The organism is Rhizobium esperanzae (assembly GCF_014197615.1).
Classification (GTDB): domain Bacteria; phylum Pseudomonadota; class Alphaproteobacteria; order Rhizobiales; family Rhizobiaceae; genus Rhizobium; species Rhizobium esperanzae_A.
Genome location: NZ_JACIFY010000003.1, coordinates 120,249 through 132,919 on the forward strand (window position 1 = coordinate 120,249; position 12,671 = coordinate 132,919).

At 62.2% G+C, this 12,671-nt stretch carries 13 protein-coding genes; 6 read left to right on the top strand and 7 right to left on the bottom strand.

Translation table 11 applies throughout. The features are described 5' to 3' along the window. Positions 1–16: 16 nt before the first annotated feature. From GGD57_RS05400 to ltnD, 5 genes are all read right to left on the bottom strand, one after another. Positions 17–1,627 (bottom strand): ABC transporter substrate-binding protein, encoded by a 1,611-nt coding sequence (locus GGD57_RS05400; RefSeq protein WP_184467603.1) that lies wholly within the window; start codon positions 1,625–1,627, stop codon positions 17–19. Positions 1,628–1,690: 63 nt separating this feature from the next. Continuing rightward, the gene (locus GGD57_RS05405) at positions 1,691–2,404 is read right to left on the bottom strand and encodes an HAD-IA family hydrolase (RefSeq protein ID WP_184467605.1); all 714 of its coding nucleotides are present in this window, start codon (positions 2,402–2,404) and stop codon (positions 1,691–1,693) included. Positions 2,405–2,871: 467 nt separating this feature from the next. Beyond that, positions 2,872–4,152, bottom strand: coding sequence for a 3-oxo-tetronate kinase (otnK, locus tag GGD57_RS05410; RefSeq protein WP_184467607.1), 1,281 nt, complete (start codon positions 4,150–4,152; stop codon positions 2,872–2,874). 3 nt (positions 4,153–4,155) lie between these two features. Next, the gene (gene otnI / locus GGD57_RS05415; RefSeq protein WP_184467609.1) at positions 4,156–4,932 is read right to left on the bottom strand and encodes a 2-oxo-tetronate isomerase; all 777 of its coding nucleotides are present in this window, start codon (positions 4,930–4,932) and stop codon (positions 4,156–4,158) included. A 15-nt stretch (positions 4,933–4,947) separates the two neighbouring features. Then, positions 4,948–5,889 carry an L-threonate dehydrogenase gene (gene ltnD, locus GGD57_RS05420; RefSeq protein ID WP_184467611.1) on the bottom strand — a complete coding sequence of 314 codons (942 nt, stop codon included), beginning with the start codon at positions 5,887–5,889 and terminating at the stop codon, positions 4,948–4,950. Positions 5,890–6,094: 205 nt separating this feature from the next. On the opposite strand from ltnD, the gene GGD57_RS05425 reads away from it, so the two are divergent. After that, the gene (locus GGD57_RS05425) at positions 6,095–7,093 is read left to right on the top strand and encodes a LacI family DNA-binding transcriptional regulator (RefSeq protein ID WP_184468011.1); all 999 of its coding nucleotides are present in this window, start codon (positions 6,095–6,097) and stop codon (positions 7,091–7,093) included. Positions 7,094–7,109: 16 nt separating this feature from the next. Beyond that, on the top strand, positions 7,110–7,778 hold the full coding sequence (locus GGD57_RS05430; protein ID WP_184467613.1) for an aldolase: 669 nt from the start codon (positions 7,110–7,112) through the stop codon (positions 7,776–7,778). An 84-nt stretch (positions 7,779–7,862) separates the two neighbouring features. Here the strand turns inward: GGD57_RS05430 and GGD57_RS05435 are convergent, their stop codons facing one another. Continuing rightward, on the bottom strand, positions 7,863–8,906 hold the full coding sequence (locus GGD57_RS05435; protein WP_184467615.1) for a tartrate dehydrogenase: 1,044 nt from the start codon (positions 8,904–8,906) through the stop codon (positions 7,863–7,865). Positions 8,907–9,224: 318 nt separating this feature from the next. Between GGD57_RS05435 and GGD57_RS05440 the strand changes: the two genes are divergently transcribed. After that, entirely contained in the window at positions 9,225–9,443 is a 219-nt protein-coding gene (locus GGD57_RS05440) for a hypothetical protein (protein ID WP_184467617.1), read from the top strand. 32 nt (positions 9,444–9,475) lie between these two features. On the opposite strand, the gene GGD57_RS05445 is transcribed toward GGD57_RS05440, so the two are convergent. Then, positions 9,476–9,787, bottom strand: coding sequence for a hypothetical protein (locus tag GGD57_RS05445; RefSeq protein ID WP_184467619.1), 312 nt, complete (start codon positions 9,785–9,787; stop codon positions 9,476–9,478). Between the two features lie 214 nt (positions 9,788–10,001). Between GGD57_RS05445 and GGD57_RS05450 the strand changes: the two genes are divergently transcribed. From GGD57_RS05450 to GGD57_RS05460, 3 genes are all read left to right on the top strand, one after another. After that, positions 10,002–10,457, top strand: a complete 456-nt coding sequence (locus tag GGD57_RS05450) for a MarR family winged helix-turn-helix transcriptional regulator (protein WP_348645953.1) — start codon at positions 10,002–10,004, stop codon at positions 10,455–10,457. 96 nt (positions 10,458–10,553) lie between these two features. Continuing rightward, a complete protein-coding gene (locus tag GGD57_RS05455; RefSeq protein ID WP_184467621.1) occupies positions 10,554–11,459 on the top strand; it encodes a LysR substrate-binding domain-containing protein in 906 nt (301 codons plus the stop codon). A 54-nt stretch (positions 11,460–11,513) separates the two neighbouring features. Beyond that, entirely contained in the window at positions 11,514–12,644 is a 1,131-nt protein-coding gene (locus GGD57_RS05460; RefSeq protein ID WP_184467623.1) for an HPP family protein, read from the top strand. The last annotated feature ends 27 nt before the right edge of the window (positions 12,645–12,671 follow it).

Genomic DNA, 12,671 nt, shown 5'->3' on the forward strand with positions numbered 1-12,671 from the left:
GCTCCCTTCATTATTATCAGGCTTCGAGCCAGACGTATTCCGCGAAGGCGTATCCCATCTGGCCACCCAGCGGATTGGGCTCCAGGCCCTTGAGCTTGGCGGCGGTGGCATCGACGTTGGAGAGGTAGGCCGGGATGATGGTGCCGGCTTCGTTGGCAATCATCGCCTGCATCTCGTCATAGATCGCCCTGCGCTTCTCCTGGTCGAGCGAGCCTCGCGCTTCGATCAACATCTTGTCGAACTTCTCCGACTTGTACTGGCTCTCGTTCCAGGGAGCCTGAGAGGAGTAGAGCAGCGAGAACAAGATGTCCGGCGTCGGGCGGGGATTGATATTGCCGAAGTGGATCGGCGCCTTGAGCCAGTAATTGTCCCAATAGCCGTCGGAGGGGACGCGTTGGACATCGAGCTTCAGGCCGATCTCGGCGCCCGAAGCCTGGATGATCATCGCCATGTCGATGGAGGAGTTCGCCGCCTCGGAGGCGATCACCGGAATGGATTGGCCGAGGACACCGGCCTTGTCGAAATGGAATTTCGCCTTGTCGGGATCGAAGGCCCGCGGCTTCAAGTCGGCATTGCGGTAGAAGTTGGCGGGAGAAACCGGCTGGTCGTTGCCGATTTCACCGAGGCCGCGCAGGACAGACTTGACGATCTGCTCGCGGTTGACGAGGTACTTCATGCCCTCGACGAAGTCGCGCTTGCTGCCGGGATCCATGTCCAGGCGCATGTTGAGGTTGGTGTAGTTGCCCGAGGTGGTCTTCGACAGGAAGAAGCCGTCCCCCTGGGCCTCGACGAGGCGCATCGAGCGCGGATTGATCGAGGCTGCAAGATGGATGTCGCCCGACAGCAGCGCATTGACGCGGGCATTGTCGTCGCTGATTGCGAAATATTCGAAGGAATCGACGTTCGGGCCGGATTTCCAATAGTTCTTGTTCTTGATCCCGACCGAGCGCACGCCCGGCTCGAACACTTCCTTGACGAAAGCGCCGGTGCCGTTGGCCTTGGTGAAATCGGTGGTGCCGTCGGAGACGATCATGAAGTGGTGCATCGACAGGATGGTCGGCAGGTCGGCATTGGGATCGGCAAGCGTGATCTCGACGGTCTGTTTGTCGACGGCCTTGAAGCCGGTCATCTGAGCGGCGATCTTGGCGACCTTCGAGCCGACGGACGGGTCGAGATGGCGCTTCAGCGAGAAGACCACGTCGTCGGCGGTCAGCGGCTTGCCGTCGTGGAAGGTGACGCCCTTCTTCAGCTTGACCGTCCAGGTCTTCGCATCCTTGGACCCGATCGCTTCGGCAAGCTCCATCTGCGGCGTGCCTGATTTGTCGAGGAAGGTGAGGCGGTTATAGAAGGAGCAGCACCGGACATAATCGGTGGAGAGCGACGCCTTGGCGGGGTCGAGCGTATCGGCCGTGGAGGACGACCAGCCGGCCGCCTTGAGCGCGCCGCCGGAAACGGGCGTTGCGGCAAGCGCCTTGCCGGCGCGGCCGAGCACGAGCCCGCCGGCCGACATGGCAACGCCGCCTGCGAGCATCATATGCAGCAACTCTCGGCGGGTAGCGCCACGACGGATGGCGGTTTCGATCATGGCGTCGTCGGACGTGGTCCAATTGGTGATCTTGTCGTTCATCTCATTCCCCTTTTCTTCTGTGGCGGGCTGCCCGTTCCGGGCAGGCCCGATCCGGTTTTAAAATCAGGCGCGCGCGGCAGCCACGGCATCGGCCAAGCCTGCCATGGAGGTGAAGTGGTAATCGGGTTTGGTGAATTCGGCCGGCTCGATCGTGCCGCCGTAGCCCTTCTGGGCATGGCGCCGCTCGACCCAGCAATTGGTCAGTCCAAGTTGCCTGGAAATCCCGATATCGTGGTATTGGCTCTGGGCGACATGCAGGATGTCGTCCTTCGAATGCCCTTGCGAGGCAACGTAGGCGAAAACCGTCTCGAAGAATGCGGGATCGGGTTTTTCCGTGCCCGTATCGTCGGCAGTGAAGGCAGCATGGAAGGGATTACCGAGCTCCCTCTCGAACAAATCGAATGCCCAGCGGCGGGCATTGGTCATTGCAACGAGGCGGTAATTCTTCGCAAGTTCGGCCAGCGCTGCGGCGCTGTCTGAAAAACCCTTCCAGTTCTTTGCCGAATCCCGCAGCCGTTGCCCATATTTTTGATCGGCGGGCAGGCCGAGTTCCGGTGCGATCGCCAGGTAGACGCGCACGAGGTCGTCGGGAAAGAGGCCGGCATCCCCGGAGTAGCGGGCCGCGCGGTAGAGGCTGAGCGCCTGCTCGCCGTCGACCGTGACCCCCGCCTCGGCGGCGATCTCGGCAAAGCAGCCCTTGAGGCCGGCCTCGAAGTCGATGAGCGTGCCGACGACGTCGAATGTCATGTATTTGAATTCCGGAAGGCTCTTGCTCACGTGAATTCCCCAGTGTTCGGCTCTGGCGGGAGCACGGTTCTCGAAGAAGAATATTCTGTTCCCATAGGCGGGATCTTTGTCCCGCTCTTGTCTCGAAGGCCCGTATCTGCCGGGATCCGCGCCTTTCACTGATCGTAGTTTGTCACCTGCACTGCGCCGGATTCTCCTGAAAGGCGGCATATGGCGGCACAAAATACCGAATCTGACCGTTTCGCGATATTCTAAGGCTTGCACGGTCCACGCGCCGGTCTGCGTTGTTCATGCTTTGTTCGTGGCAACCTCGAGCGCTTTGCGATCATGTCGGTCGTTTCGGGGCGGCACGCGGCAGCGCATGGAAAAGACGCCATTGCCGAACGCGAGGGATGACGAGGTCAAAAGCCGGCGCGTTCAAGCGCCGTCATGACAGGGTAATCGGCGGTGGCGGCGGGTTCCGTTTCCGCCGGCACTTCTGCCCAGCTGGAGACATGTCAGTTCATCATTGCCAGCGCTGCCGCAAAGAAATCCTCGCCTCCGAAGTTTCCTGATTTCAACGCCAGCAGCATGTCGCCTTGGGCATTGCCGACCGTGCGCAGCACCGGCACGCCGGGCGCAATCTCCGGTCCGATCAGAAATGCCGGAATGGCGAGCCTGTCGACCGCAGCACCTGAGGTTTCGCCGCCTGCGACCACGAGGCGCCGCACGCCTCTCTCCACCAGTTCGGCTGAAATAATCGACGTCGCGGTCTCGATCGCGTGGCCGGAGGCTTCCCGCCCGTAAAGGCTTTGCAGCCGGGACACGGTTTCCGGTGCGGCGCTCGCGGCGACGACGACGGGGCCGGCGGCGATGCGGTCTCCGGCCCAGGAAATCGCCGCGGCGATCTCATCCGGACCGGCAAGCAGCCGTTCCGGGTCGAGCCGCAGGACGGGCATCGACCGTTCGGCCATCTCGAGCTGGCGCAGCGTCGCCTTGGAGCAACTGCCGGCCACGATCGCTGAAAGCCCGCCCACGGGGCGCATGGCGTCCGCCGTAGTCGCACCGCCGGACGATATCCGGCCCGAGCGGACGAGCGCGCGCGCAAGGCCGAGGCCGAGGCCGGACGCACCGGTGGAGACCGGCGTTTCGAGGGCGATCTCGCCGAGCGTTTCAAGATCCCTCTCGAAAATCGCATCGGCGATAGCCAGGCTGACGCCTTCCGTTCGCAGGGCGTCGAGCCTGGCTTTGACGGCGCCCGGTCCGGCCGCAATGGCATTGAGGTCGATCAGCCCGACAGTGCCGCGCGATTGTCGCGCAAGAACCCGCGCGAGATTGGCGTCATGCATGGGATTGAGGGGGTGGTCCTTGAGCGGGCTTTCGTTCAGCGGCTGTCCGCCGACGAAGAGGTGACCGAGATAGACGGTGCGTCCGGTTTCCGGAAAGGCCGGTGTCACCAGCACTGAGCCGCCGCCCGCTGCATCGCTCAATGCCTCCGTGACCGGGCCGATATTGCCGGCATCGGTGGAATCGAAGGTCGAGCAGATCTTGTACAGCACGTGGCCCGCGCCCCGCTGGCGCAGCCATCGCTCGGCTTCGGTGGCGGCCATGACGGCCTCCGGGGCCGGGACCGACCGGATTTTCAGGGAGATGACAACGGCATCCACGTCGGGCAGTGCGAGCGACGGGTCGGGGATGCCGACCGTCTGCACCGTGCGCAGGCCGTTCTTCGTCAGCGTGTTGGCGAGGTCGGACGCGCCCGTATAGTCGTCAGCGATTGATCCAAGTGAAATGGCCATCGTCTAGCTCCGTGCAAAAGGTTTGAACCAGCCAAGACCGTCCAGCGTGTGGCTGCGCGGTATATATTCGCAGCCGATGAAGCCGTCGTAACCCAGGCGGTCGATTTCGCCGAACAGATAGGGATAATTCAGCTCCTCCCCATCAGGCTCGTTGCGTGACGGCACGCTGGCGATCTGAATATGGCCGGTGATCGGCAGCAGGCGCCGCAGCGCCATGACGACGTCGCCATGGATGATCTGCCGGTGATAGATGTCGAACTGAAGCTTCAGGTTCGGCAGGCCGCATTCGGCAATCAGCCGCTTGGCGGCGTTGAAGTCGTTGAGGAAATATCCCGGCATGTTTCGTCCGTTGATCGGCTCGAGCAGGAGATCGATGCCCTTTTCCGCAAGCCGCTCGGCCGTATAGGTGACGGAGCGCCGGTAACGGGCGGAGGCGTCTTCGTCGTGACGGTCGGCGATGCCCGCCATCAGGTGCAGCCGTCCGACCCCTGTCGCTGCCGCATAGTCGAGGGCCTTCTCGACATCGGCTTTCAGCGCATCGAACCGTCCGGGAAGCGCGGCAATGCCCCGCTCGCCTGCCGCCCAGTCGCCCGGCGGCAGATTGAACAAGGCCTGCTGCAGATTGTTGCGGGCAAGCCGCTCGGCGATTGCCTCCGGCGGGGCTTCATAGGGAAAGAGATATTCGACGGCGGTAAAGCCGGCATCGGCTGCGGCGTCGAAACGGTCGAGGAATGCCCATTCGTTGAACATCATCGTCAGGTTGGCGGCGAAAACCGGCATGTCTAGCGTTCCTTTTTAGAGGCTCTGCGGCTTTTCGTTGGAACCGGGCAATTCAGCGCCGGAAAGTTTGGCGTAGAGCCGCGCGAGCGAGGAGTCGTCGTCCCGGCCCATGCCGGCGCCGGCGGCAGCCAGATACATCTGCAGGGCTGCTGCCGCGAGCGGGGCCGGATAACGCTCGGATCGGGCCATGTCCTGGACGATACCGAGATCCTTGACGAAAATCTCGATGCTGCTGAGCGGCGTATAGTCGCCGGCCAGCACATGCGGCACGCGGTTTTCGAACATCCACGAATTGCCGGCCGACGCGGTGATCACCTCATAGACCTTGTCGAGGTCGAGGCCCTGCTTGGCGGCAAAGGTGATGGCCTCGCAGGCGGCGGCGATGTGCACGCCGGCGAGAAGCTGGTTGATCATCTTGAAGGCAGCGCCCGTTCCGGCCCCGTCGCCAAGTTCGTAGACCTTGCCGGCCATGGCGTCGAGGCCCGGGCGCGCCCTGTCGAAGGCCTGGCTGGAGCCGGATGCCATGATCGTCAGTTCGCCAAGCGCGGCCTTGGCTGCGCCGCCCGAAATCGGTGCGTCGAGATAATGCAGGCCGAGAGCCTCCACCCGCTGTGCCAGAGCGCGCGCGACAGCGGGGTCCATGGTTGCCGACGAGATGAACACGGCGCCTGATTTCATCGTGCTCGCAACGCCTTCAGGGCCGAACAGCACGGCCTCGGTCTGCGCGCCGTTGACGACGACGGAGACGACGATGTCGGCATCCTTTGCCGCGCCGGCCGGGGTCGCAGCACCCCGTCCGCCGTCGGCGATGAAGCGGTCCACCGCCGCCGGCGTGATGTCATATCCAACGACATCGAGCCCTGCGCGCTTCATCGACCGGGCCATTCCGAGCCCCATTGAACCAAGGCCGATGACGGCCGCGACGACAGGGCCCGGGTTTTCAGCAAATGATGACATGAGAGGTGCTCCGCTCTTAGAGGAAGTGCCGTGCCGCCGTTGGCAGCGCTGCCATTTTATTAGTCTATTTTGGCAGCGCTGCCAACAGTGGATTGGTAGCGCTGCCAAAAAAACATTGCTTCTTGGCGGAAGCAGTGAAAATAGTGGCAGCGGGTCGGCGCACGTACAGAACGCGCACCCTGAAATCCGGATTTCAAACGTGGTGATGGAATTGAAACAGCAGGTGGCGGTAACCCTTGCCGAGGTCGCGGAAGCGGCCGGTGTCGGTGAGAGCACGGTGTCGCGCGTGCTGCGCAATCACGGCTCGTTTTCCGGCAAGACACGGGAGCGGGTGATGGCCGCCGTCGAGCGGCTCGGCTATGTGCCGAACCGGATCGCGGGGACGCTGGCCTCCACCGGTTCGCGTCTCGTTGCCTTCGTCATTCCCTCGCTGTCCAACATCGTCTTCCCCGATGTGCTGCGCGGCGCCAGCGCCGTTCTGGAGGAAAACCGGTACCAGGCGGTGTTTTCCGTCACCGATTATGATCCGGCCAAGGAGGAAGAGCTCGCCGCCGCGATGCTCGCCTGGCGGCCGGCGGCGGTCATGCTGGCGGGATACGAACATACCGAGGGGACAGTGAAGATGCTGCGCGCCAGCGGGTGCCGGGTCGTGGAACTGCTCGACTTGGACGGCGATGCGCTCGATATCGCCGTCGGCTTCTCGAACCGCGCGGCCGGCCGGGAGAGCGCCGCCTTCCTGCTCGAACGCGGCTATCGCCGGATCGGCTATGTCGGTCACGACCTCAATCGCGACACCCGTGCCGGCAAGCGGTTTTCAAGTTTTTGCGAAACGCTCGAAGCTCGTGGCGCTCCCCTCGTCGCCCGCGAAATTGTCGCCGATGCTTCGTCCGTGGAAAACGGCAGGCTGGGGCTGCAGAGGCTGCTTGCCCGGGCGAGCGATCTCGATGCGGTCTATTTCTCCAACGACGATATGGCGCTCGGCGGCTATTTTCACTGTCTGGCCGAGGGGATCGCCGTTCCCTCGAAGCTCGCTATTTTCGGCTATAACGGCCTCGATATCGGCCGGGCAATGCCGCAGCCCCTGTCGACCATCCGCACGCCGCGCGTGGCGACCGGAAAGATAGCCGCACAACTGGTCGTCGCCAACGCGCCGCCCCAGACCGTCGATCTCGGTTTTGAACTGATCGAAGGGGCCACCGCTTAATATTGGAGGAATTGTCATGTCCGACGCGCGCCAGCGTGAAGAAATCTGCCGATACGGCCGCTCGCTGTTCGAGCGCGGACTGACGCCCGGTTCGTCGGGCAACATATCGTTGCGGCTCGATGACGGTGGCTGGCTGGTGACGCCGACCAACGCCTCGCTCGGTTTTCTCGATCCGGCCCGGATCTCCAGGCTCGATGCCGAAGGCCGGCTGCTCGCCGGCGACAAGCCGACCAAGGAAATTCCGCTGCACACTGCTCTCTACGATACGCGCGGCAGCGCCCGCGCCATCGTCCATCTTCATTCTACCCATGCGGTGGCGCTGACCATGCTGCCGGAGATCGATCCGCGCGCCGTCCTGCCGCCGATGACGCCATATTATCTGATGCGCGCCGGCGAAACCGCACTGGTGCCGTATTATCGTCCGGGCGATCCGGCAGTGGCCGACGCCATCCGCGGGCTGGCGGGCAAGTATTCGTCGGTGCTTCTGGCCAACCACGGACCTGTCGTTGCCGGCGACAGCCTGGAGGCGGCAGTCTTCGCGACCGAGGAACTGGAGGAGACGGCGAAGCTCTATCTCTTGTTGCGCAACCTCAATCCGCGTTTCCTCAGCCCGGCGCAGGTGGCCGATCTCGTCGATACGTTCGGCCTCGAGCTTCCATCGCATCACCATCACGATGATGATTGAAACCGTCGCTTGCCGCAATGCCCTGAGGTGCGGCCAAATGCCTGTCATTATCCCGGAACAGAGCATACGTCCGGGCGACGTCCATTAGTCGAGCGCCGAAAGCACCGACGACGTGATTGCGTCCGTCTTGTCCTTGCCGGGGACTGAGCCGATGCCGCGCGCCGTCGTCGCCTCGATTGCGGCCATCACCTTTCCGGCTGCCGCCGTTTCTCCCAGATGCTCCAGCATCATTGCGCCCGACCAGATGGCGGCGATCGGGTTGGCGATGCCGAGATGGGCGATGTCAGGCGCGGAGCCGTGGACGGGCTCGAACATGGACGGCGCCGACCGATCGGGATTGATGTTGGCCGACGCCGCAAAGCCGAGCCCGCCCTGAATGGCGGCGCCGAGATCGGTCAGGATGTCGCCGAACAGGTTGGAAGCGACGACGACATCGAGGCTCTCCGGCGCCATGACCATCCGGGCGGCCATGGCGTCGATATGATAGCTGGTCACCTCGACATCGGGATAGTCCGCCGAAAGCCTCTCCGTAATTTCGTCCCAGAAAACCATCGAGTATTTCTGCGCGTTGGACTTGGTCACCGAGGCCAGCTTGCCGCGCCGCGCACGCGCCTGCTCGAAACCGAAACGCAGGATGCGCTCGACCCCCTTGCGGGTGAAGATCGAGGTTTCCACAGCCACCTCGCTGTCGGTCCCCTGATGGACGCGGCCGCCGGCGCCGGAATATTCGCCTTCGGTATTTTCACGAATGCAGAGGATGTCGAAATTCTCCGACCGCAACGGTCCCTGCACGCCCGGCAGCAGTCGATGCGGACGAATGTTGGCATATTGCACGAAAGCCTTGCGGATCGGCAGCAGAAGTCCGTGCAGCGACACGGAATCGGGCACTTTGCGCGGCCATCCGACGGCGCCGAGCAGAATGGCATCGAAGGAACGCAGCGTTTCGATGCCATCGCCGGGCATCATGCTGCCATGCTCCAGACAGTAGTCGCATGACCAGGGATAGCTTGATGTCGCGAGCGAAAATCCGTTTCGCGCCGCCACCTTTTCGAGCACTGTCGTGGCTGCTTCCGTCACGTCGCGGCCGATGCCGTCTCCTGGCAGAAGGGCGATCTTGTAGGTCTTCATGGCAGATCCTCACAGGCTGATGAGCAAGCTCTCGCTAGCAGCCGACTCCTGCAGATGCAGGCCGTGCGCGCTGCAATCACTGTAGAGGCAGGCTCAGGCTTTGTTTGCCGAAAGCGGCCGGGATTTGGTGGATCGTTGTTTTTGCGCGGGCATCGCCAGTCAATTGTATCGAGCGGTCTGGATTGGGCTATGGCTGAGTGTGATAGCCAGCCGATCGAGGGGCCGCTGCGGTAGCTCTTGAACGCATTCCGCGGCACCTTGAAAATATGTCGTAATACGATATATCTGATGTGTATCGATCATAGAGGAGTAAGCTCCATGGAAAGATTGCAGCCCACATTGCACCACTCGACACCATATCCTGCCGATGAGGCTTTTGAAAATCTCAGGATAAGGGTTCATGCCTTGCTTAATAATCGAAAAGCAGGCCGTTGGGAGCTTTTGTGGGCGGAGTGGCTGTATGATGTGGCCCTGCTCGCCAACGATTTTCGTCTTTGGATGCAGCATCTCGACAGGGGCTTCGATACCGCCAAATAGGCTGCTGCCGTCGCCTGGAAAAGCCGGATGACTCAGTTGATCGAACGTAAGCCGAGATAAGCCGCCAGGCTGAGGACGGAGAGAGCGATCGTCAGCTTGGGTCGTCCATCATCGAACGTGGCCGCCAGGAACAGGCCGATCATCAGGATGGCGGATTTCGCCCAAAGGTCCTGATCGGAGACGGTGAATGCCAGTGTCGCCAGGAAGACGGCGCTTGCGACGATCGTCACGGGCGCAGACTTCTCGGCGAGATCGCCGCCCGGGAAATATGGCAGCAGAAAGCGCCGCATGCTCAAGCCGGAAGCGATACTGAGAAGAAGACAGGTCAGGACAAGATGCAACATGGGTCGGCGCCGATCGATCTGCAGATGGAATTGCCGATGCAAACCCCGTGCCAGCCTCAAACGCTTGAAATGTCATGCGCCAGAGGCAACGTCGCGGCTTGCCTGGCTATTTCCTCGGCGTCGCGATCCTTTTTTCGGCAACCGTTTCGGTCCGCTCGAGCAACCGAAACACCTCGCGATACGGACGTAACGCACGGCAAAAGCTGGAGGTGATATGGCGATGAAGCAGCAGGAGCGTCTCCACGAGGGAGATTACGAGGCTTTGGCCAATTTGCGCTATCGCATCCGCCGGTTCCGGCAATTCAGTGCGAAGGAGGCACAAAGGCTTGGCCTTACGCCGCAACAGCATCAGGCGCTGCTCGCGATAAAGGGGCAACCGGCGGGCAAGAAGATGAGCACGCGGATGCTGGCCGAGCGTCTTCTCATGGACCGGAAGGTGGCGGATGGCCTCGTTCAAGAGTTCGTCGGCAAGGCCTATATCGAAACCGATCCCGCGGCAGCAGGTCCCAGCAAGCAATTCGTTCGTCTCACCAGCAAGGCAGAGGGTGCGCTTGACCGGCTGGCAAGTGCCCATCTGTTCGAGATCCGCAAGATGGCGCCCGAGCTGATGCAGGCGCTTCGTGTCCTGCAGGATCGCCAGAACATGCAGCGTATCGCGTGGATGCAGTGACAAGCGATTTTCGGTGCCGAACTGGCTTGAGCTGCGGCGATGATTTTTATATAGAGAATTATCCTTCTCCATAATTCCGGAAATGAGATTTTTTCCTTGGATCTTTCGTCGATCGAAATCTTTCTCGCTGTCGCCAGGGACCGCAGCGTTACCAAAGCTGCCAAGGCCGTCGGGCGGGTGCCGTCGAATGTGACGACGCGCATCCAGCAACTGGAGGAGGATCTCAACGTTTCCCTCTTCAGCCGCGACGGCAAGAAGATGACATTGACGCGGGAGGGTGAGACGTTCCTTGCCTATGCCGACCGGCTGATGGCGCTTGCGCTGGAAGCGCGCCAGGCTGTGCGGCCTCTCGCCCCGTCGGGGACATTGCGTGTCGGCACGATGGAAAGCACGGCGGCGAGCCGGCTGCCGGCAGCGCTGACGCAGTTCAACCGGATGTGGCCTGATGTGTCGCTTCATCTGACGATGGGCGCATCCCGCGATCTTGCCCGCGCCGTCGTGGGCGATGCGCTGGATTGCGCGCTGATTGCTCGTCCGCCGAAGGCGATGCGCGGGGAAGATGCGGATTTCGAGGCCGGGCTCAAGGCGCTTGATATGGAGCCGGTCTTTGTCGAAGAGCTGTTGATCGTGCTGCCGTCCGGGCATCCCGCGATCAAGTCGGCTGCCGACCTTCGCGTCGGTTCGATTGCCGCTTTGGAACCCGGCTGCACCTATCGCAGGATCGCCGAAAACTGGGCGCGCAAATCGAGCGCCCTGCCGACCAGCGAACTCGGCTCCTACCATGCGATCCTGGCGAGCGTTGCGACCGGCAAGGCCGCCGGCGTCATGCCGAGATCCGTTCTCGACCTCATGCCCTGGCCGACCTCTGTTCAGACCCACCAGCTGGGGCTCGTCGAGACGCTGCTTATCTCCCGCAAGAACGATCACCCAAGCGCATTCAACGCATTCCACGAAGTTCTCAGCGCTAGAAAAGGCAGAGATATCAGGCTGGCAACAAACTAGTCCTCACCTTTCCCTCAATCCGCCGGATAATCCTCGCTCAAAATTGGTCTAGTCATGCAGTATCCCGTTTCCCCGAAGGTGGGACCGAGTCGCTTCCGGCGCTTCCGTCTGTTTTCACCGATCTTGGCCGGCGCGACCTTGCGGGAGCGGTTGATCGCATGTCTCGGCGCTTTAGTGGCCATCGGCCTCACCGGCGTCATCAGCGGTTATCTGTTCGGGCAGGGGCCGCATCTTCCTTTGATCGTCGCGCCGATGGGCGCCTCTGCCGTGCTTCTTTTCGCGGTGCCGGCCAGCCCGCTTGCGCAGCCGTGGTCGATCATCGGCGGTAATACCATTTCCGCCCTGATGGGGATCATCGCCGCCTATTTCATCCGCGATCCGATCATCGCGACCGGCGTCGGGGTGTCGCTTGCCATCGGCGCGATGTCTTTTACACGATGCCTGCATCCGCCGGGAGGCGCGGCGGCGCTGACCGCCGTGCTCGGCGGTCCTGTCGTCGCCGGCTGGGGATTTCTCTTTCCCTTCGTGCCGGTTGCCTTGAACTCCTGTATTCTCGTCGGCCTCGGCCTGCTGTTCCACAAGCTTTCCAGGCGGAACTATCCGCATGTCGTTCCGAAACCCGCGGAAAACACCCATCGCACGATCGACCTGCCGTCCGCCGTGCGGGTAGGTTTTCGTGAGGAGGACGTCGATGCCGCCCTTGCCGCGCTCGATGAAACTTTCGATATCGATCGCGCCGATCTCGGCCGGCTGCTGCAGCAGGTCGAGCTGCAGGCGGCGATCCGCTCAAACGGCAAGATCAGCTGTGCCGATATCATGTCCCGGGACGTGATTGCGGTCGGCCAAGCCGCCGAACCGGATGCCGCACGTCACCTGCTTTTGAAGCATAATATCCGTACGCTGCCCGTAAAGGATCCGGAGGGCCGCCTCATCGGCAGCGTCGGCTTGCGGGAATTGTCGACCAGCATCGATACGATCGCAGGCGCGATTTCAAAACCGGCAGTGGCAAAGCCTTCGGATCCGGCCCTGTCACTGCTGCCCGTTCTGACGGACGGGCGCACGCATGCCGTCATCATCGTCGATGACGATTACCGGATTCTCGGCCTGATCTCGCAGACCGATCTTCTGAGTGCCGTGGCGCGGTTGCTGCCGAACGACAGCGCCCCGATCTCGGCGGTGGCGTAACCGATTGTCGAAGACATGTGAAGCAAA